The following is an 18,268-nucleotide window of genomic DNA, read 5'->3' on the forward strand; positions in this document are numbered from 1 at the left end:
TGTCGATTGCGCTGTCAAAAAAAATCAAAAGCACACCTTACATCCCCGCCCTCGACGGACAGGAAATGATCCATTCATTTCTCTGCATTCCCCACCTCCCTGTGGGTCATACAGGAGGTAGAGTAACGCAGGAGCGGTTACCGAAAACGACGGGGCTTTACGGTGCTCTTTGGTAAAAAAATTTATTCTTTGCTAAAAATAAGGCGATGTCACCGTTAGCTGTGGAATGTTAAAAAACTTATGTTCCATTGCTTATCGATGGGGATTTAGAGAAGGTGTTGATGTAATAGAGAGCAAACGTAGTATGGGCAAAGCGATAGCATGCCCATCAATTAAGGGTATCGGCATTGCAAGAGTGATTGCCAAGATTGAGCATAAAATAGGCGCTTTTTGGCAATGCATGAAGTAGCGTGGCTGTGAGGCCGAGAAATACAGGCACTTCCGTGTGCCAAAACCCGCATCTGCCGTTTACGGACGGACGCTGGTCTCTATATCTCGTTTAGAAGTGGTAATGCGCGCCCAAGCCGACATATTCCACCTTATCTTTATAAAATTGGCCGCTAGGCGTGTAGCCGTTATAGTATTCCGCCAGAATTTGAAGTTTCCGGCCCAATACCGTCAAATTTTCAAACTCAACGCCTGCTCTGGCTGATACGTCGGTACTCCAGTTATTTTCGTCATAATTCTTGATGTCAGCTGCAACGATAGGCCGCATTGACCCGAAATCTATACGCCAAGGGCTTCGAAACTCAATACCGTATTGCGCCGACCATACCTTAAGGTCTGCGGGTTCTCTGTGGAACAGTCCGCCGCCGCCGCCATACAAGCGCACGCCATAGGGAAGTTCATAAGACAGTTTTAAATCCGCACCTTCGTAACTGAGGTTCACCCGTTCAAATTTAGAATTTGCCTGGCGCAGCAGAAATTCGTCGCCAAGATGTGAACTTTGGTGATAAATACGGCCAAACGCGGAAAACTGACCGACGCGCGCACTTGAATACATTGCTGCAATAAAATCGGTATTAACCAGATCAGACGATGAGGCGCCCAGATTGAAGTCACTAAAGACTCCGGCTTGCAATCCTGCTTCCCATTGCGCAGTAGATTTTCCGAAGTTACTGCGGTAGAAGGGTATCGTTTCACCGAAGCTGACAGAGCCTATATCTCGGCCATCGAAATTGTCGCTCTGGTAATTGCGGTAAGCAGCAGAGAAATGAGCCCAGCGTGTATCTGCCAATAACGGCTTGAATAAATGCCCATTGGGTAGAAGTCCTGTTGGTAATATGACTGATTCAGTTACTGACGTAGTCCCATCATCGGAAACCTGAACAGCGGTTAAGGTGTTGTCCGTAGGCAGCTCGCTAGTGGTTTCCGCTGTCTTTACAGAATTAACACCAGGAATTTCCCATAATAACTGTACCGCTTTGGCTCTGTCAGCATCTTCCAGGCCAGCTACCGGCAAAGTAATTACGCCATCTTTCACCGTTACCGGTATTTCAAGCTTTAAATTTTGTTTTAACGCGCCAGCGGCGTAACCGGCAATATAAGCGTCATCCGACGGTGCGGCATAAGCTAAAGATGTCGACGCCAGCATAACTGCCAGAACAGCCGTAAACCGTAAGTAAACCATTATTATTCGCCCGTTGTACTGGTATTGACAGTCAGATCAGATTGTACTGATTGCACATTTTCCTGGCTACCGGCTACTTCCATCGCTCTGGCGATGTTTTTCTCGGAATCAACTGTGCCGCTCAGCTTCACGATGCCTTTATCTGTAGTCACTTCGATATGAGATGAGTAAAGAAAGGGATCGTTTAAAATTGCTGTCTTAACCTTTGTGGTAATAACCGAGTCATCAATGTATTTTCCAGCGGTTTCGGCTTTATCAACAACTGACTCTTGTGCACCTTCAATTTGTTCTGCTGCTTTTTCTGTCGCCTGATCAAGTTCTTTTCCAGCCTTTTCTAACGCTCCTTTAGAGACGTCAGTTGACTCATCGATGTATTCTCCGGCTTCGTCGGCTTTTTTATCCAATGACTCCTTTGCAGCTTCAATTTTTATTTCTGCTTTCTCAGTCGCTTGTTCAATCTTCTGCTCAGCATTTTCAGCGGCACGATCAATTTTCTGCCCTGTCTTTTCTGCTGTGCCTTCTTGTTGGCAACCCGCCAACCCGAGTACAGCGGATAAACAGGTAATGACAAGAGCTCTATCTACTAAAATTGTTGTTTTCATAGGTTATTCCTTAAGGTGTTGATTTTTTATAAAAGTGTACCAGGTGACATAGTGGCAAGCACGATAGAGAAATAAATATCTCTTTGCAATAAGCGTAACCAGTTTGAAGGTCATTCAAATTCTAACGACAAGATCAGGGTCGGTCTGTACGGTATCGTACATAAGACCCAAGTGACTGCTAGTTGAGGCCGGTTTCAACGCTGGTATGCCCCTAAACCTCAATGTCCTTTTTCTGAGGATAGGGAACATCGTCAGCGCACCCTGTCTGAATGTGCGGTACCGTACCGATTGAGACAAGTTTTGCCGTTAAAGTGTTCCAAGGTTTTAACGCGATCCCGTTTCGCCTCGTAACAAGACTCTTAAGCTAAGGTGACTTGCTGTTTGTCAGCAAATGGCAAATATTCAGCACCAGACATATAACCGTTGCGGGAACAGCACCTGATCGTTAGTCGAATCTTAGCTGGCTGGTTTTTGTATTTAGAATCTATCCCAGTAGACCGTTTACCCTAAAGCCTGTCCTGAGCCTGTCGAAAGGTAGCGAAAGGGTTCTTCAGCCTACCGGAGTAGACACTTAAATTGAAGATCAAGTCATAAAACAGCCTATTAAATTTTTCCCATTAATTGGAGATTTACTGATGAAACACCTTATTAGATTTTTTGCTGCATTTTTTCTGGCCCTGACATTACTAACTGCCGCAGGTTGCGCATCGGTGGAAAAGCGCGAGGGAACAGGGGAGTATGTTGACGACAGTGTCATTACCACCAAGATCAAAGCCCTGTTACTCGATGAGCCCAACCTGCGATCTGGTCAGATCAATGTTGAAACCTTCAAGGGCGTGGTGCAATTGAGCGGCTTCGTGAACTCCAGCGCCGATATTGACAGAGCAATCGAAATCGCACGCAGCGTCAAAGGCGTGGAATCGGTAAAAAATGACATGCGGCTTAGATAAGCAGGAAACCAAAAGTTTTTTAACAAAGCGAAAAAAATATTTACCACGGAGGACACGAAGAAAAGCAGTAACTTCGTGTCCTCGGCAATTGCTCCTGCATTGCTCTACCTCCTGCATAATCCACAGGGATGTGGTGAATGCAGATATTGCAAGGAGCAAATATCTGTCCTTGCAGTCGTCCGTGCTCTTCGTGGTGAATAAGAAAGGTGAAAAGACTTTTGAACGGCCACTTAGACGTGGGGCGATATTTTTGCCGTAAAGCTTATTTTGGGGGAGTCCATCCAAGCAAGCGTAAAAATCAATCAACCAATTAGGGATGAAAATTAAAACTCAACCCTTTGCGCAATGGGCGACCGACCGGTCGCCCCTACAATTTATCATGCACTCAAGTTATTTAGGCTTCATTCACTTGAGACGCATTGCCCGCCTATCGCCGACAGCGGCTTTATGTGTGACAGCGTACAGACAACGTTCGACTTTTACACTAAGGTTTTTATTCTTATAAGTTAATATCGTAAATGCGGCGATCGAGTCCGCAGTAGCGCTTACTGATTTTGAATCTTAATTTTACCGGTATCAAGGTTTTCAAACTATTTCGTCGCAACGTATATAAAGTTAATAGCCATCTTTCCTAAATGCAGTCGTAGCGCAAGTTAACAGCGGTCGCCACTAAATTCGATGTCGGCGAATAATATGGCTGTCCCTGTTTTTAAAGGTCGATTTGCTGATTTAATCCTATCAACAGATTAATCCTGTATCGTCTATTTAGGAAAAATGGCTAATGCACCACAGTCTTACGTGGGAGGTGATCCCAAGCGTTAAATCCGCCAACATAAGCTAATGAGGTTAGTCAATGTCCACGCTCAAGAATCTTCCCGTGGAAGCAGTAGTTCATGCCAGCCTGCTGACGGATCTCGATATTTATTTGTTTAAACAAGGCAGTGATTTTCGCCTGTATGAAAAACTCGGCTCGCACAGCATCACCGTTGATGGCGTAAAAGGGACTTACTTTGCGATATGGGCGCCCAATGCCGCCGCCGTTTCGGTCATCGGCGACTTCAATCAGTGGGATGCAACAGTGAACGCCCTCTATCTACGTGGCGACGACTCGGGAATTTGGGAAGGATTTATTGCCGATGTCACGGTCGGGGCACTCTATAAATATCGACTTGTTTCCCGCGACGGGAACATAGCCGACAAAGGCGACCCCTTTGCGCTCTGTTGGGAAATGCCGCCGTTAACCGCTTCCCGTGTCTGGGACACTGGATTATGCCTGGAATGACGAGGCATGGATGACGCAGCGCGGCGAGAAAAACCGGCTGAACGCGCCTTGTTCCATTTACGAAGTGCATCTGGGTTCCTGGCGCCGTATTCAGGAAGACGGCAACCGCTTCCTCAGCTACCGCGAGCTGGCAAAATCGCTGCCAAGCTACGTCGCAGCGTTGAATTTCACCCACGTCGAGTTCCTGCCGCTGACAGAACACCCTTTTTACGGCTCCTGGGGCTACCAGACCACCGGCTACTTTGCGCCGACGGCACGCTATGGCACTCCGCAGGATTTCATGTTTCTGGTGGATGCCTTACATCAGCAGGGTATCGGCGTGATCATGGACTGGGTTCCTTCGCATTTTCCCGACGATGCCCACGGCCTTGCGCATTTCGATGGCACCTTTCTGTTCGAACATGCCGACCCGCGCCAGGGCTTTCAACCGGACTGGCATAGCTTCCTGTTCAATTACGGTCGGCACGAGGTACGCGCATTTTTGACCAGCAGTGCCTTGTTCTGGCTTGATAAATATCATATCGATGGACTACGCATGGACGCTGTAACGTCGATGCTTTATCTGGATTATGGCCGCAAGGACGGCGAATGGATTGCCAACCGCAATGGCGGCAGGGAGAACCTGGACGCGGTTACTTTCCTGCGCCACCTGAACGAGGCTATCTATCGGGATTACCCCGATACCCAGACTTTCGCCGAAGAATCGACTGACTGGCCGATGGTCTCCCGTCCCACCAATACCGGAGGCCTGGGCTTTGGCCTGAAGTGGAATATGGGTTGGATGCATGACACGCTGCAGTATTTTGCAGAAGATCCGCTTAACCGGAAATATCACCACGCACAGCTTATTTTCAGCATCTGGTATGCGTTCTCGGAGAACTTCGTGCTGCCTTTGTCGCACGATGAAGTGGTCTATGGCAAAGGTTCGCTGATCGGAAAAATGCCGGGGGATGAATGGCAGCAATTCGCCAATCTGCGCTTATTGTATGGCTATATGTGGGGGCATCCGGGCAAGAAGCTGTTGTTCATGGGTTGCGAGTTCGGCCAGAAACGCGAGTGGCAGCACGACCAGAGCCTGGAATGGGAGCTGCTGCAACAGCCTCAGCACGCCGGACTGCGGCTCTGGGTCGAGGATCTGAACCGTGTTTACCGCAATGAAGCGGCGCTCTATCAACAAGACTTCAGCCGCGACGGCTTTCAATGGATGGATTGTCACTACGCGGAAAAAAGTATAGTGAGTTTTATACGTCGTGGCTACAACCCTGCAGATACGGTGTTGGTAATCTGCAATTTTACGCCTATCGTCCGCGACAATTACCGGGTCGGAGTGCCGAGCAGCGGTTACTGGCATGAACTGCTCAACAGCGATACCGAACTCTATGGAGGCAGCGGCGTGGGCAATTTTGGCGGCGTTGAAGCGGGCCCTATCTCTGCCGGTGACATGTTTTATTCACTGATGCTGCGTCTTCCGCCACTGGGCGTGTTGTTCTTCAAACGGGGCCGGAAAGCATGACCGGCAGCATGCAACCGCTCTTGACGGCAGACGACGCGTCGTTAACTGCGGAAAGCGTTTTCGATAAATTGCGGCAAGGGGATTCGACAAGGTGTATTTATCGCCCATTCATCCTATCGAACACGACTTCGATTATTTTTTGTAAGAGAGCTATGAACAAAACCAAAGCCAACAATTATGGCCATATTGATTCATCACCCCAAACGGTGAAAGCAAACCCTTGCAGAGGCGAATTCATTCGCCCAAGCGTGAGATGCCGACCAAACAGGGCGAATGAATTCGCCCCTACGGGAAAGAGAAAACCATGAACGAAACAAAATCCAACGAGATAAAAAAACCGCTCGTGGACAATACACAATGGATGGAAGACCCGCTCTGGTTTAAAGATGCCGTTATTTACGAACTGCACATCAAAGCTTTTTTTGACAGCGACAATAACGGCACTGGGGATTTCGCCGGGTTGATCCAGAAGCTCGATTATCTTCAGGACTTAGGGGTAAACACGCTGTGGCTGTTACCCTTCTATCCGTCGCCTATGCGCGACGACGGTTATGATATAGCCGACTATCGCAATATCCATTCCGAGTACGGCACCATGGCCGATTTCAGGCAATTCATGAAGGAAGCGCACCGCCGCAGTTTCAAGGTCATCACCGAACTGGTCATCAATCACACTTCCGATCAGCATCCGTGGTTTCAGGCGGCGCGCCGGGCGCCTGCCGGATCGAGCAAGCGTAATTTTTACGTATGGAGCGATACCAACCAGAAATTTCCCGAGACGCGCATTATTTTCGAGGATGCCGAAAAGTCCAACTGGACCTGGGACGATGAAGCCCATGCCTATTACTGGCATCGTTTCTTCTCCCATCAACCGGACCTCAACTTCAATAACCCGCAGGTGGTCAAAGCGGTTATCAAATTGATGCGCTTTTGGCTGGATCAGGGTGTGGACGGCATGCGTCTGGACGCTATCCCCTATCTGTGTGTACAAGAGGGAACCCAAAACGAAAATCTGCCGGAAACCCACGCCGTGATCAAACAAATGCGTGCGGTGGTCGATGCGCATTACCCTCACTGCGTGTTTCTGGCCGAAGTCAATCAGTGGCCGGAAGACGTACGCGACTACTTCAGTGACGGCGATGAATGTCAAATGGCTTACCATTTCCCGCTGATGCCGAGGATGTACATGGCCATCGCCCAGGAAGATCGTCATCCGATCGTCGACATCATGCGCCAGACGCCGACTATTCCGGAAACCTGCCAATGGGCCATTTTTCTGCGCAATCACGACGAGCTTACCCTGGAGATGGTCACTGACAAAGAACGTGATTACATGTACCAGATGTATGTCGGCGATCCGCGTGCGCGCTTGAACGTCGGCATTCGGCGCCGATTGGCGCCGCTGATGGACAATGAGATAGACAAAATCAAGCTGATGAACAGTTTGCTGCTGTCGATGCCGGGTTCGCCCATTATCTATTACGGCGACGAAATCGGCATGGGCGACAATTTCTTTCTGGGCGATCGCAATGGCGTGCGTACGCCGATGCAATGGAGTCCGGACCGTAATGCCGGTTTCTCGCGCGCCGATCCGCAGCGCCTGTATCTGCCGCCTATCATGGATCCGGTGTATGGCTACGAATCAGTCAATGTGGAGGCGCAGTTGCGTGATAGAGCCTCACTGCTGAACTGGATGCAGCGTGTGCTGGCGTTGCGTAAAAATCACCACGCATTCGGTCGCGGGACACTGGTTTTTTTGCATCCCGGAAATCGCAAGATACTTGCCTATTTCAGATTATACCAAGACGACATTATTTTGTGCGTTGCCAACCTGTCGCGTGCCGCACAAGCAGTCGAGCTTGATCTTTCCGCTTATAAGGGCTGCGTGCCGGTGGAATTGATGGGCCGCGCCGCTTTTCCGCCTATTGGCGAATTGCCCTACCTGCTTACTTTGCCCGGCTATAACTACTATTGGTTCCGGCTGGCAAGTAGCGAAGAAGTTCCGGCGTGGCATGAGCAACATCTATTACCGGAGGAATTGCCGATGCTGGTGCTGTTCGATGGTTGGCATAGCTTTTTCCGTCATCAGCTTGAATCCTGGCGTATTGCGATGGCGGAAAAGGCGCGTACCCAGCTCGAAGAAGGCGCATTGCCGCGTTTTGTCGCAGCGCAACGCTGGTATGGCGGCAAGGGCGAGGCGATAAAACGGGTGATCATGACCGACTATGCCGAGTGGGTCAATGCGCAGGATAAGTGGCTGGTAGCCCTGTTCGCTATTGAAGGCGCCGGAGGAAAGCCGCTTACCTGTTTTTTGCCCCTCGCACTCGCGTGGGAAAATGGCAACGAGGATCACCTGCACGCCATGTCGCCTGTCACTGTTGCCAAAGTGCGCCAGCAGTCTCAAGTCGGCATTCTGGGAGATGCCTTTGCTGACGGGGCATTTTGTCGGGCGGTGGTACAGGCCATCGGTGCGCGTCAAACACTAGCCTGCGAGCAAGGCACCATTCGCTTTTCCCCCACCGACGCTTTCGCTGCACTCGACGGGCAGACCTTGGCCAAGCTACCGGTACGACCAACCGCTATTCAGGGCAGCAATACCTCGATGGTGTTGGGTGAACAGTTATTCCTGAAAGGCTATCGGCATCTGCACATCGGTGCACGCCCGGAATTTGAGATCGGACGCTTTCTAACCGATGTGGCGAAATTCCCCAATACGGTGCCCGTGCTCGGTGTCGTCGAGTATCAAGGCAACGACGGCAACATGACGCTTGCGTTACTCCAGAGCCATATCGAAAACCAGGGCGACTGCTGGAGCTACACCCTGAATTACCTGGGGCGATTCATGGAAGAATGCCGCACCGCAGTCGAACCGGCAACAGAAGCGCATAGCGCCTATCTGCTGCTAATGCACACGCTCGGTCAGCGTACCGGTGAACTGCACAATGCGCTGGCTAAGGCGACCGGGGATTCGGCCTTCGATCCCGGAGCGGTTACCGACACCGATCTCGCCGACTGGGTACAGCAGGTGCAGGCAGAGGCGGCAACCACGCTGGATCTGCTTGAGCATCGAATGGAAGGACTTGCCGGGACGGCTCGCGAGTTAGCACCGCTCTTGCTCACGCAACGCAATACCCTTAAGGATCGTCTCAACGCCTGTATTTGCGGACAGCTTAACGCGGTCAAGACCCGCTACCACGGCGATTTTCATCTGGGACAAGTGCTGCTTACCCAGAATGATTTCGTGTTTACCGATTTTGAGGGTGAACCGGCACGCCCGTTCGCCGAGCGTTGCCGCAAACACTCGCCCTTGCGCGATGTGGCCGACATGCTGCGCTCGTTCAACTATGCCGCCCATACCGCGCTTGGGCAGGCTACCGCAGAACGACCCACGGATTTGGCAAAGTTTGAGCCTTGGGTCTGCGACTGGGAAGCCGAGGTTGGACGCGTTTTCCTCGCCGCCTATGATGAAGCAGTACCCAGCTCCAGACTGCTCGCAGCGGATGCATCGCTACGCGGCTTACTCGACCTGTTTCTGTTGGAAAAAATGCTTTGCGAGCTGCGCTGCGAACTTGACGGCCGCCCGGATTGGGTAAGCATTCCGCTGCGCGGCATCCTGTCGCTACTGCAACCGGTAATCTAGCGATAGACAATAAAGCGGGTCGGGGATTGTAACCCCAACCGAAATATTTTTAAGACATCAACGGTTACAAAACATGAGAGACAGGGGTTGCAATCCCACTACCATTAAGCTAAACCGACAAAAGTTAGGGTTGAATATCGTGGGCGCGAATTTATTCGCGCGATAAGTATTAAAAAGCGCGAATAAATTCGCGCCCACACTATATTAAATCCTTAATTTAATGGCAGTGGCTTACAAACCCCGATTAACTTCAGATGTAATGGGCGACCAACCGGTCGTCCCTACAATTTATCGCGTGTTCACGTTATTTAGATTTCATTCCTTAACGTGAATATGTCAAACCAGAGGACTCAACATGATTAAACCGATAACTTCAGTATGGCCGGGCCGTCCCTATCCGCGCGGGGCCTATTGGGACGGCGAAGGCGTGAATTTTGCCATTTTTTCCGAGCATGCCGAAAAATTCGAGTTGTGCCTGTTCGATGCCAAGGGCAAGAGCGAAGTCCAGCGCATCGAACTGAAAGAGCGTACCGATATGGTCTGGCACTGTTATCTGCCCGAGCTTCGTCCAGGAATGCTTTATGGCTTCAGGGTGCACGGGCCTTACCGACCGCAGGAAGGACATCGGTTCAATCCGCACAAGCTACTGCTAGAACCCTATGCGAAAGATATCGTCGGAACGCCGCGCTGGAGCGACGCCCATTTCGGTTACAGCATCGGCAGCAAGCACGCCGATCTTTCTTTCAGTCGCCGCGACAATGCCAGCGTGATGCCGAAGTGTCGGGTTATCGACCAGACCTTCACCTGGGGAAACGATCAACCCCCCGATATTCAATGGCAGGATATGGTGATTTATGAGCTGCATGTCAAAGGCTTTACCATGCAACATCCCGATATTCCGCCCCAGTTTCGCGGCACTTATGCCGGATTGGCGATGGCTCCGGCCATCGAACACCTCAAGCGCCTGGGCGTGACCACGGTTGAACTGATGCCGGTGCATGCTTTCATCGATGATCGCCACCTGGTTGAACGAGGGCTGCGCAATTACTGGGGATATAACTCGATTGGCTACCTGGCGCCCGATTCCCGTTATTCGGCGAGCGGCCAAATAAGCGAGTTTAAAACCATGGTCAAGGCGCTCCATAAGGCGGGCATTGAAGTCATTCTGGATGTGGTCTACAACCATACCGCCGAAGGCAATCAGCTGGGGCCGACGCTGTCCTTCCGCGGCATCGACAATGCTTCCTACTATCGCCTGGAACCTGATAATCCTCGCTATTACAAAGACTACACCGGCTGCGGCAACACCCTGGACATGCAACAATCGTGCGTACTCCAGTTGATCATGGACAGCCTGCGCTATTGGGTGCTGGACATGCATGTGGACGGCTTCCGTTTCGATCTAGCTTCTACATTGGCAAGAGAGTTGCACGAAGTCAACCAGTTGGGCACCTTCTTCAATACCATCCGTCAGGACCCTGTGCTGAGCACCATCAAGCTGATTGCCGAACCCTGGGACCTGGGCGAAGGCGGCTATCAAGTGGGCAATTTCCCGCTGGGTTGGTCGGAATGGAACGATAAGTATCGCGATAGTACTCGCGCCTATTGGAAAGGCGATGACGGATTGCTTGGGGAGATGGCGCAACGGTTGACAGGATCCAGCGACCTGTATGAACGCAGCGGGCGGTCTCATGCCAGCATCAATTTCATCAGTGCGCACGACGGCTTTACCTTGCATGACCTGGTGACCTACGACACCAAGCACAACGAGGCCAATCAAGAAGCTACCCCCAATGGTAACGACAATAACCAGTCATGGAATTGCGGCGTCGAGGGAGAAACCGACGATCCGGAGATTAATGCCTTGCGTGCCCGCCAGAAACGCAATCTTCTCGCGACCCTGCTGTTTTCACAGGGAGTTCCCATGCTGCTTGCAGGCGACGAGATGGGGCATACCCAGCAGGGCAATAACAACGCCTATTGTCAGGACAACGCAATTAGCTGGCTGTCGTGGGAACTGAAGCAACAGGATCAGGATTTGCTTGCATTCACCCAACGTATTATCAGTTTACGCAACGAGCATCCCTTGTTCCGGCGACGTTATTTCTTTCAGGGACGCCCTATTCGCGGCGCCGAGGTAAAAGATCTCGTCTGGCTCAATCCGGATGGGTCGGAAATGAGCGGTGAAGACTGGAATCAGTCATTTTCGCGTTGCCTGGGCGTGCATTTTGTCGGCGATTCCTTGTTTGAAACCGACGGGCGCGGACGGCGTTTAATCGACGATAATTTACTGTTGCTGATCAACGCACATCATGACGACATTGCCTTCACGCTGCCGGAATTCGATGGGCATCACGCTTGGGATGTATTGCTGGATACCTTTGATGCCACCGGTAAACCCGAATCTTCCCGCTACCAAGCCGGACAAGGCTACCCCGTGCATGGACGATCACTGGTGCTGTTGAAACAAGGCAAAAATCGATGAGAAGAGCGCACGCTATGCCTTTTGGCTCCTGCCTGCTGCCAGATCGCAGCATACGTTTCCGCCTGTGGGCGCCGGCGGTACGGCAGGTCGAGCTCATACTGGAAAATAACACCGGCAAAGAAATTAGCTTACCGATGCAGTCGCTTGCAGACGGCTGGTTCCAGCTCGAGACTTCGCCGCAACTGGCGGCCCCCGGAACCTTATATCATTACCGCCTGGACGGCGGGCTGATCGTACCCGACCCGGCATCGCGCGCCAATCCCCAAGACGTGCACGGCCCCAGTCAGGTAGTCGATGCGACCGCCTTTATCTGGCGGGACGATAGCTGGCAGGGCCGTCCCTGGCATGAAGCCGTCATCTATGAACTGCATCTGGGCACCTTCACCGATGAAGGTACCTTTAGCGCCGCCATCCCGCGCCTCGACTATCTGGTGGAATTAGGCATTACCGCCATTGAATTAATGCCGGTGGCGGATTTTCCGGGAACGCGCAACTGGGGCTACGACGGCGCACTGCTGTTTGCGCCCGACCACAGTTACGGCACTCCGGACGCATTGAAGGCGCTGGTGCAGGCGGCGCATGCGCGCGGCTTGATGGTGCTGCTCGACGTGGTGTACAACCACTTCGGGCCGGACGGCAATTATCTCCATACCTATGCGCCGCAGTTCTTTAGCGAGCGCCATCACACGCCGTGGGGCGCAGCCATTAATTTTGACGGCAACGACAGCCGCATCGTGCGCGATTTTTTCATTCATAACGCGTTGTACTGGCTTGAGGAATACCATTTCGACGGGTTGCGGCTCGATGCCGTGCATGCCATTGTCGACGACAGTCGGCCGGACATCGTCGAAGAACTGGCGGCAAAGGTACAGGCGGGGCCTGGGCAAAGCCGACAAGTGCACCTGATACTGGAGAACGACGCCAATGCAGTCGGCTATCTGCAACAGGGAACCATTGCCGCCCAGTGGAACGACGATATCCACCATGCCCTGCACCTACTGCTGACCGGCGAACGCGACGGCTACTATGCCGATTATGCCGATCGGCCGACGCACCATCTGGCGCGCTGTCTGGCTGAAGGCTTTGCCTTCCAGGGCGAACCGTCACTATGTCGCGAGGGTCGGCGGCGCGGCGAGCCAAGTAGAGATCTGCCGCCCGGCGCTTTCATCAATTTTTGCCAAACACACGACCAAATAGGCAACCGCGCTTACGGCGAGCGCATTGCGATGCTAACACCACAAAAGCCGTTGCAAGTTGCGCTGGCTGTGTTGCTGCTGGCGCCGTCACCGCCCTTGCTGTTCATGGGCGAGGAATTTGCTGCGGCAACGCCGTTCCAGTTTTTCTGCGATTTCCACGGTGAGTTGGCCGACGCCGTCACCGAAGGGCGACGGCGCGAATTCGCCGGTTTCCGAAAATTTTCCGATCCCGCCGCACGGGCGCATATTCCCGATCCTAACGATCCGGCTACCTTTGTGCGCTGCAAGCTTAATTGGGACTGCCTGGACGAGCCGCAACACCAAGTTTGGCTTGAGCATTACAAGAATTTACTGACGCTACGACGTACCCATGTGGTACCGCGTTTGCCGGGCATAGCCGGCGGCGAATTCGAATTAATGGGAACTTCCGGACTGGTGGTGCGCTGGCGTCTGGGTGACGGTGCCCGGCTGACGCTGTTGGCCAATCTGGGCGATAGCCCGGTCGAAGGTGTCATCGATTTTGCCGGTACGGCTTTCTATCTTAGCCAAGCCGACCTGCCGGAAATTTTTGCCGCCGGGCGTATGCCGCCCTGGTGTGCGGCCTGGTTCATTGAGGAAGCCGCTAGATGAAATATCCCAAGACGCCTGAAAACGCACCGGCTGCGCTGCCGTCTGCACTGTCGGATAGCGGCTCTCGCTGGCTATTGGCACAAGAACACAGCGAGCATGAAAAGACCTTATCCCAGCCGCCCGAACCGCGCATTCCATTATCCACCTATCGTTTGCAATTCAACCGCGATTTCACTTTTAATCAGGCGCGCGACATTGTTCCCTACTTGAGCGCGCTGGGCATTTCGCACCTGTATGCCTCGCCCTATTTTAAGGCGCGGCCGGCCAGCCGGCACGGCTACGACATCATCGATCACAATACGCTGAATCCCGAGATCGGCACGGACGAGGAGTTTGAGCAGCTTTGCGCCACCCTCGCCGAGCACGGCATGGGGCAGATACTCGATGTGGTGCCTAATCATATGGGCGTACAAGGCGGCGATAATGCCTGGTGGCTGGACATACTGGAAAACGGTCCGGCATCGGTGTATGCCGGGTTCTTCGATATTGACTGGGCGCCGATCAAGGCTAAGCTGCATGGCAAGGTGCTATTGCCGGTGCTGGGTAACTCTTATGGTGCGGCGCTGGATAATGCCGAATTACAACTGCGCTTTGCTGCAGAACACGGTGAATTTGCCATTCATTACCACGAGCACCACTTTCCGGTAGATCCGGCCAAATACCCGCATATCCTGGCCTATCGCATTGATGCCTTGAGCGCAACCTTAGGTCGGGACAATGCGTTACTGATGGAATACCAGAGCCTGGTAACGGCATTCCGTCATCTTCCGCGCCGTGACGAAGTCTTGCCTGAACGTCAGCTTGAGCGCAGGCGCGACAAGGAAGTGTATAAGCGTCATCTTGCCGGTCTCGTTAAGCAATCTGCCGACATCGCCGGTTTTCTGCAAGAAAATCTGTACCTCTTCAACGGTACGGCAGGGCAATCATCCAGTTTCGATCAGCTCCACCACTTGCTTGAGGCTCAAGCTTACCGACTGACGTTTTGGCGGGTAGCCGCGGACGAAATTAATTACCGGCGGTTTTTCGATATCAACGATCTTGCCGGGCTACGCATGGAAAACGACGACGTTTTCGATGCAACCCATCAGTTAGTGCTGCGACTGGTTCGGGAAGGCAAGCTGGAGGGTCTGCGTCTGGATCATCCGGATGGACTGTACGATCCGGAGGCGTATTTTTGCCAGCTGGTCGAGCAATGCCGTCGCGTCGGTCACACGCCTTATCTGGTGGTGGAAAAAATCCTGGCGGTACGCGAGGATTTGCGTAACAGTTGGCCGGTGCAGGGTACTACGGGCTACGAATTCACTAATCTGCTCAACGGGCTGTTTGTGGTTACCGGCGCCGCCGAGCGGATGACGCGCCTGTATAACAGCTTCATCGGGGAGCCTATCAATTTCGATGATCTGCTCTACCGTTCCAAGCAGCTTATCATGAAGACCGCGCTGTCTGCGGAGCTGAATGTGTTGGCCAACCAGCTCTCGAAAATCGCCGAAGCCGACCGTCATACCCGCGATTACACGCTGAACGGATTGCGCTCGGCATTGGCTGAAATAGTCGCGTGCTTCCCGGTTTATCGTGGTTACATCAGCGGCAGCGACGTGGGAACGGAAGATCTTCGTAACATCGAACAGGCAACCTCAGCGGCTAAACGCAGGAGTACAACGGCAGATACCAGCATCTTCGATTTTCTGCGTGAGGTGCTCACCCTTGCCGCAGCCGAGCGGAAATCACCGGCGTACTATCAGCAGGTGCTTGCCTTTGCGATGAAATTCCAGCAATTCACCAGCCCGGTTATGGCGAAAGGACTGGAGGATACCAGTGCCTATATCTATCACCGCTTGCTGTCGCTCAACGAAGTCGGCGGCGACCCGCGTCGGTTCGGGGTGACGCTTACCGCATTCCATCGAGCTAACCAAACGCGGGCAAAACACTGGCCGCATGCGATGGTAACCACGTCCACTCACGACACCAAGCGCAGCGAGGATGTGCGTGCGCGTCTCAATGTGCTGTCTGAAATACCGGCGGCCTGGCGACTGGCGTTACGACACTGGAGTCGCGCCAATCGCAGTCTCAAGCTCACGGTGGACGGGATGCCGGTGCCTACGCCGAACGATGAATATTTCATCTATCAAACCTTGTTGGGTATCTGGCCGCCCGGCGAACCGGACGCCGATGAAATGGCGCGTTTTAGCGTCCGGATGGCGGAATATCTGGTTAAGGCGGTACGTGAAGCTAAGGTGCATACCAGCTGGATAAATCCCAATACGGCGTATGAAGATGCCGTCGTTGCCTTCGCCGATAGGCTGATCAATGCGCCTGAGGACAGTGCGTTTCTGGCCGATTTTCTGCCTTTTCAGCGGCGGATTGCGTGGCTCGGGCTATTCAACAGCCTGTCGCAGACCTTGATCAAGCTCACCGTGCCGGGGGTGCCGGATATTTATCAAGGTTGCGAATGTTGGGATTTCAGCCTGGTCGATCCCGACAACCGGCGACCGGTCGATTTCGGTCACCGCCGAGGCTTGCTTGATGTAGTGCAGACGCTTGCCGCGCAGACACCGGAACAACGGAGAACAGGGATGCGCGCATTATGCGACACGCTGGAAGATGGCAGGGCAAAATTGCTGGTGGTCAGCACGGCGCTGGCGTTGCGACAACGCTGGCCGGAAGTGTTTTTGCAAGGAAGCTATGTGCCGCTGGCCGTCAAAGGCGAGCATGCGACTCATGTGTGCGCCTATGCACGCCTTGCCGGTGAGCGTATCGTCATTACAGTGGCGCCGCGTTTCTTTGCGCGGCTGCTGGATGACGCCGACAGGCTGCCTCTGGGAGAAAAGATTTGGGGCAATACCACAGTGGACTTACCTTTTCATCGGCCCGATAGCCAATACTCATGCGCCTTTACCGGGAAGATGCTGAAGCCGCAACCGCATTTATCCGGATGGCGCTTAGCCGTTGCACAACTGCTGGCAGAATTCCCGGTAGGGCTGATCACCGGTGAAACGAAGTGAAGTCCAAGGGTATCGGATAAATGCTGTACCTCATCAAAAACGCCGGAACAAATGGGTATATCACTATCCTATGACCCCGTTCGGTCATGCAGTCATGATCAACAAAGCGTAACTGGCCGCTGTATTGAGGAACAGTCGGATTCGCTGGATTGTTTTCTGACGGCTTTATCGCCATAAACCATCCGGATAATTTCTCTTTTGGCTTCCAGCCAGTCACGAAGCTCGTTCCCAGGTGCAAAAGCGCGTTTTTCCGCTTTGTAATAGGCCGCTTCGGCGATCATCGATTTAAGGCTCAGGTCAAGTTCGTAGACAGGAACGGGATGCTCCGGTGTAAACCCAAACTTAACAAGGCCAAAAACGGTTTGCGGCGAGTCGTTTTTAATGCCGATTTCCGCAGGCTCCAACTCGGCCAAGGTGCCGAAAAGACGATCCCATAACGAAAAGACTGCGCCGTAGTTAGTATCATGCTCGTTACGCTCGGTCGAATGGTGCGCGCGGTGCAAATAGGGTGTGATGATGAGCTGCGCCAAACGCTTCTCACCGCGAAATGAAATATTGGTGTGATGAAACATGATGAACAAGGTCAACAGAGCTTCATTAGTGAGTGCCATCGTTTGGTTCACGCCCAGGATGATAATGTACGCCGATTTCAGCACGGTGATGATGACCAGCTCCACAATGTGCAGCCGGAATGCGGTTGAAACATTCAAGTACGGATCGTTGTGGTGCACTTTATGAAACATCCACAGGCAATCGAAGCTGTGACTGGCTTTATGCCAGCAATAGAGCATCAAATCGAGCAATAGAAACGACAGCAGGGCTTTCCATGCAGGATTGGCGATATAACTTAGCAGCCCCCGATCTGAATAATGTTCGGCCACCATCAACAAGGGTGTCGCCGACAGTAACGAAATAACGATACTGTTAAAAATGAACAATCTGACATTGGTTTGATAAGATTGACGCGATTGTTTAAGGGACAATCTGCGCTTGGGATAATTAAGCTCAATAGCCGCTAGTACGACAAAGGCAATAAGCAGGATAAATGCTGCCAATTCTCCTGACATGCTGGATAGCCATGTTAAATAGGACTTAACCAAGGTGATTAATGACATAATTTCGCTGGACATTGACTTTTCCTCGAGATAAAACCGCATAAACCTAATGCAACGATATTCTAAGTGCGGCTAGTGACAATTTGATGAAAAAGGGTTGCTGATAATGGCGATATGCTCTGCTTTTTTACTTAATCATCACTTAAGAACATGCTGTGATTACCTTGATTAAATCACAGCAAAATCCACGCCATAAACTTTTTTAGTCGAGCAAAGTCGTAAG

Annotated in this window: 10 protein-coding genes; 7 read left to right on the forward strand and 3 right to left on the reverse strand. The window is 52.3% G+C overall.

Going from position 1 to position 18,268, the window contains the following annotated elements; translation table 11 throughout:
* Positions 1 to 499 precede the first annotated feature (499 nt).
* Positions 500 to 1,630, reverse strand: coding sequence for a DUF1207 domain-containing protein (locus ABXJ76_RS17985; protein WP_432742584.1), 1,131 nt, complete (start codon positions 1,628 to 1,630; stop codon positions 500 to 502).
* Positions 1,631 to 1,632: 2 nt separating this feature from the next.
* Positions 1,633 to 2,232, reverse strand: coding sequence for a BON domain-containing protein (locus tag ABXJ76_RS17990; RefSeq protein WP_432742586.1), 600 nt, complete (start codon positions 2,230 to 2,232; stop codon positions 1,633 to 1,635).
* Between the two features lie 635 nt (positions 2,233 to 2,867).
* Between ABXJ76_RS17990 and ABXJ76_RS17995 the strand changes: the two genes are divergently transcribed.
* The 7 genes from ABXJ76_RS17995 (at position 2,868) to treY (ending at position 16,930) form a co-directional block, all read left to right on the forward strand.
* Positions 2,868 to 3,182 carry a BON domain-containing protein gene (locus ABXJ76_RS17995; RefSeq protein WP_432742588.1) on the forward strand — a complete coding sequence of 105 codons (315 nt, stop codon included), beginning with the start codon at positions 2,868 to 2,870 and terminating at the stop codon, positions 3,180 to 3,182.
* Positions 3,183 to 4,035: 853 nt separating this feature from the next.
* Positions 4,036 to 4,464 carry a hypothetical protein gene (locus ABXJ76_RS18000; RefSeq protein ID WP_432742590.1) on the forward strand — a complete coding sequence of 143 codons (429 nt, stop codon included), beginning with the start codon at positions 4,036 to 4,038 and terminating at the stop codon, positions 4,462 to 4,464.
* Positions 4,465 to 4,474: 10 nt separating this feature from the next.
* Entirely contained in the window at positions 4,475 to 5,977 is a 1,503-nt protein-coding gene (gene glgB / locus ABXJ76_RS18005) for a 1,4-alpha-glucan branching protein GlgB (RefSeq protein WP_432742592.1), read from the forward strand.
* Positions 5,978 to 6,281: 304 nt separating this feature from the next.
* Positions 6,282 to 9,617, forward strand: a complete 3,336-nt coding sequence (gene treS, locus ABXJ76_RS18010) for a maltose alpha-D-glucosyltransferase (protein ID WP_432742594.1) — start codon at positions 6,282 to 6,284, stop codon at positions 9,615 to 9,617.
* 355 nt (positions 9,618 to 9,972) lie between these two features.
* A complete protein-coding gene (gene glgX / locus ABXJ76_RS18015; RefSeq protein WP_432742596.1) occupies positions 9,973 to 12,102 on the forward strand; it encodes a glycogen debranching protein GlgX in 2,130 nt (709 codons plus the stop codon).
* 14 nt (positions 12,103 to 12,116) lie between these two features.
* The gene (gene treZ / locus ABXJ76_RS18020) at positions 12,117 to 13,928 is read left to right on the forward strand and encodes a malto-oligosyltrehalose trehalohydrolase (protein WP_432742598.1); all 1,812 of its coding nucleotides are present in this window, start codon (positions 12,117 to 12,119) and stop codon (positions 13,926 to 13,928) included.
* A complete protein-coding gene (gene treY, locus ABXJ76_RS18025) occupies positions 13,925 to 16,930 on the forward strand; it encodes a malto-oligosyltrehalose synthase (RefSeq protein ID WP_432742599.1) in 3,006 nt (1,001 codons plus the stop codon). Before treZ ends, treY begins: the two co-directional genes overlap by 4 nt.
* 98 nt (positions 16,931 to 17,028) lie before the next feature.
* Here treY and ABXJ76_RS18030 read toward each other — a convergent pair whose 3' ends face one another.
* Positions 17,029 to 18,060: a sterol desaturase family protein gene (locus ABXJ76_RS18030; RefSeq protein ID WP_432742601.1), complete on the reverse strand. Its 1,032-nt coding sequence runs from the start codon at positions 18,058 to 18,060 to the stop codon at positions 17,029 to 17,031.
* Positions 18,061 to 18,268: the final 208 nt, after the last annotated feature.

This window comes from Methylobacter arcticus (assembly GCF_050917435.1).
Taxonomy (GTDB): Bacteria; Pseudomonadota; Gammaproteobacteria; order Methylococcales; family Methylomonadaceae; genus Methylobacter_A; species Methylobacter_A titanis.

What these genes read in the sequence shown, in the direction of transcription:
- treS (WP_432742594.1), top strand. Translation starts at nt 6,282, where the DNA reads ATGAACGAAACAAAATCCAACGAGATAAAAAAACCGCTCGTGGACAAT.
- ABXJ76_RS17995 (WP_432742588.1), top strand. Translation starts at nt 2,868, where the DNA reads ATGAAACACCTTATTAGATTTTTTGCTGCATTTTTTCTGGCCCTGACA.
- glgX (WP_432742596.1), top strand. Translation starts at nt 9,973, where the DNA reads ATGATTAAACCGATAACTTCAGTATGGCCGGGCCGTCCCTATCCGCGC.
- ABXJ76_RS17990 (WP_432742586.1), bottom strand. Translation starts at nt 2,232, where the DNA reads ATGAAAACAACAATTTTAGTAGATAGAGCTCTTGTCATTACCTGTTTA.
- ABXJ76_RS18030 (WP_432742601.1), bottom strand. Translation starts at nt 18,060, where the DNA reads ATGTCCAGCGAAATTATGTCATTAATCACCTTGGTTAAGTCCTATTTA.
- ABXJ76_RS18000 (WP_432742590.1), top strand. Translation starts at nt 4,036, where the DNA reads ATGTCCACGCTCAAGAATCTTCCCGTGGAAGCAGTAGTTCATGCCAGC.
- treZ (WP_432742598.1), top strand. Translation starts at nt 12,117, where the DNA reads ATGCCTTTTGGCTCCTGCCTGCTGCCAGATCGCAGCATACGTTTCCGC.
- treY (WP_432742599.1), top strand. Translation starts at nt 13,925, where the DNA reads ATGAAATATCCCAAGACGCCTGAAAACGCACCGGCTGCGCTGCCGTCT.
- glgB (WP_432742592.1), top strand. Translation starts at nt 4,475, where the DNA reads ATGACGCAGCGCGGCGAGAAAAACCGGCTGAACGCGCCTTGTTCCATT.
- ABXJ76_RS17985 (WP_432742584.1), bottom strand. Translation starts at nt 1,630, where the DNA reads ATGGTTTACTTACGGTTTACGGCTGTTCTGGCAGTTATGCTGGCGTCG.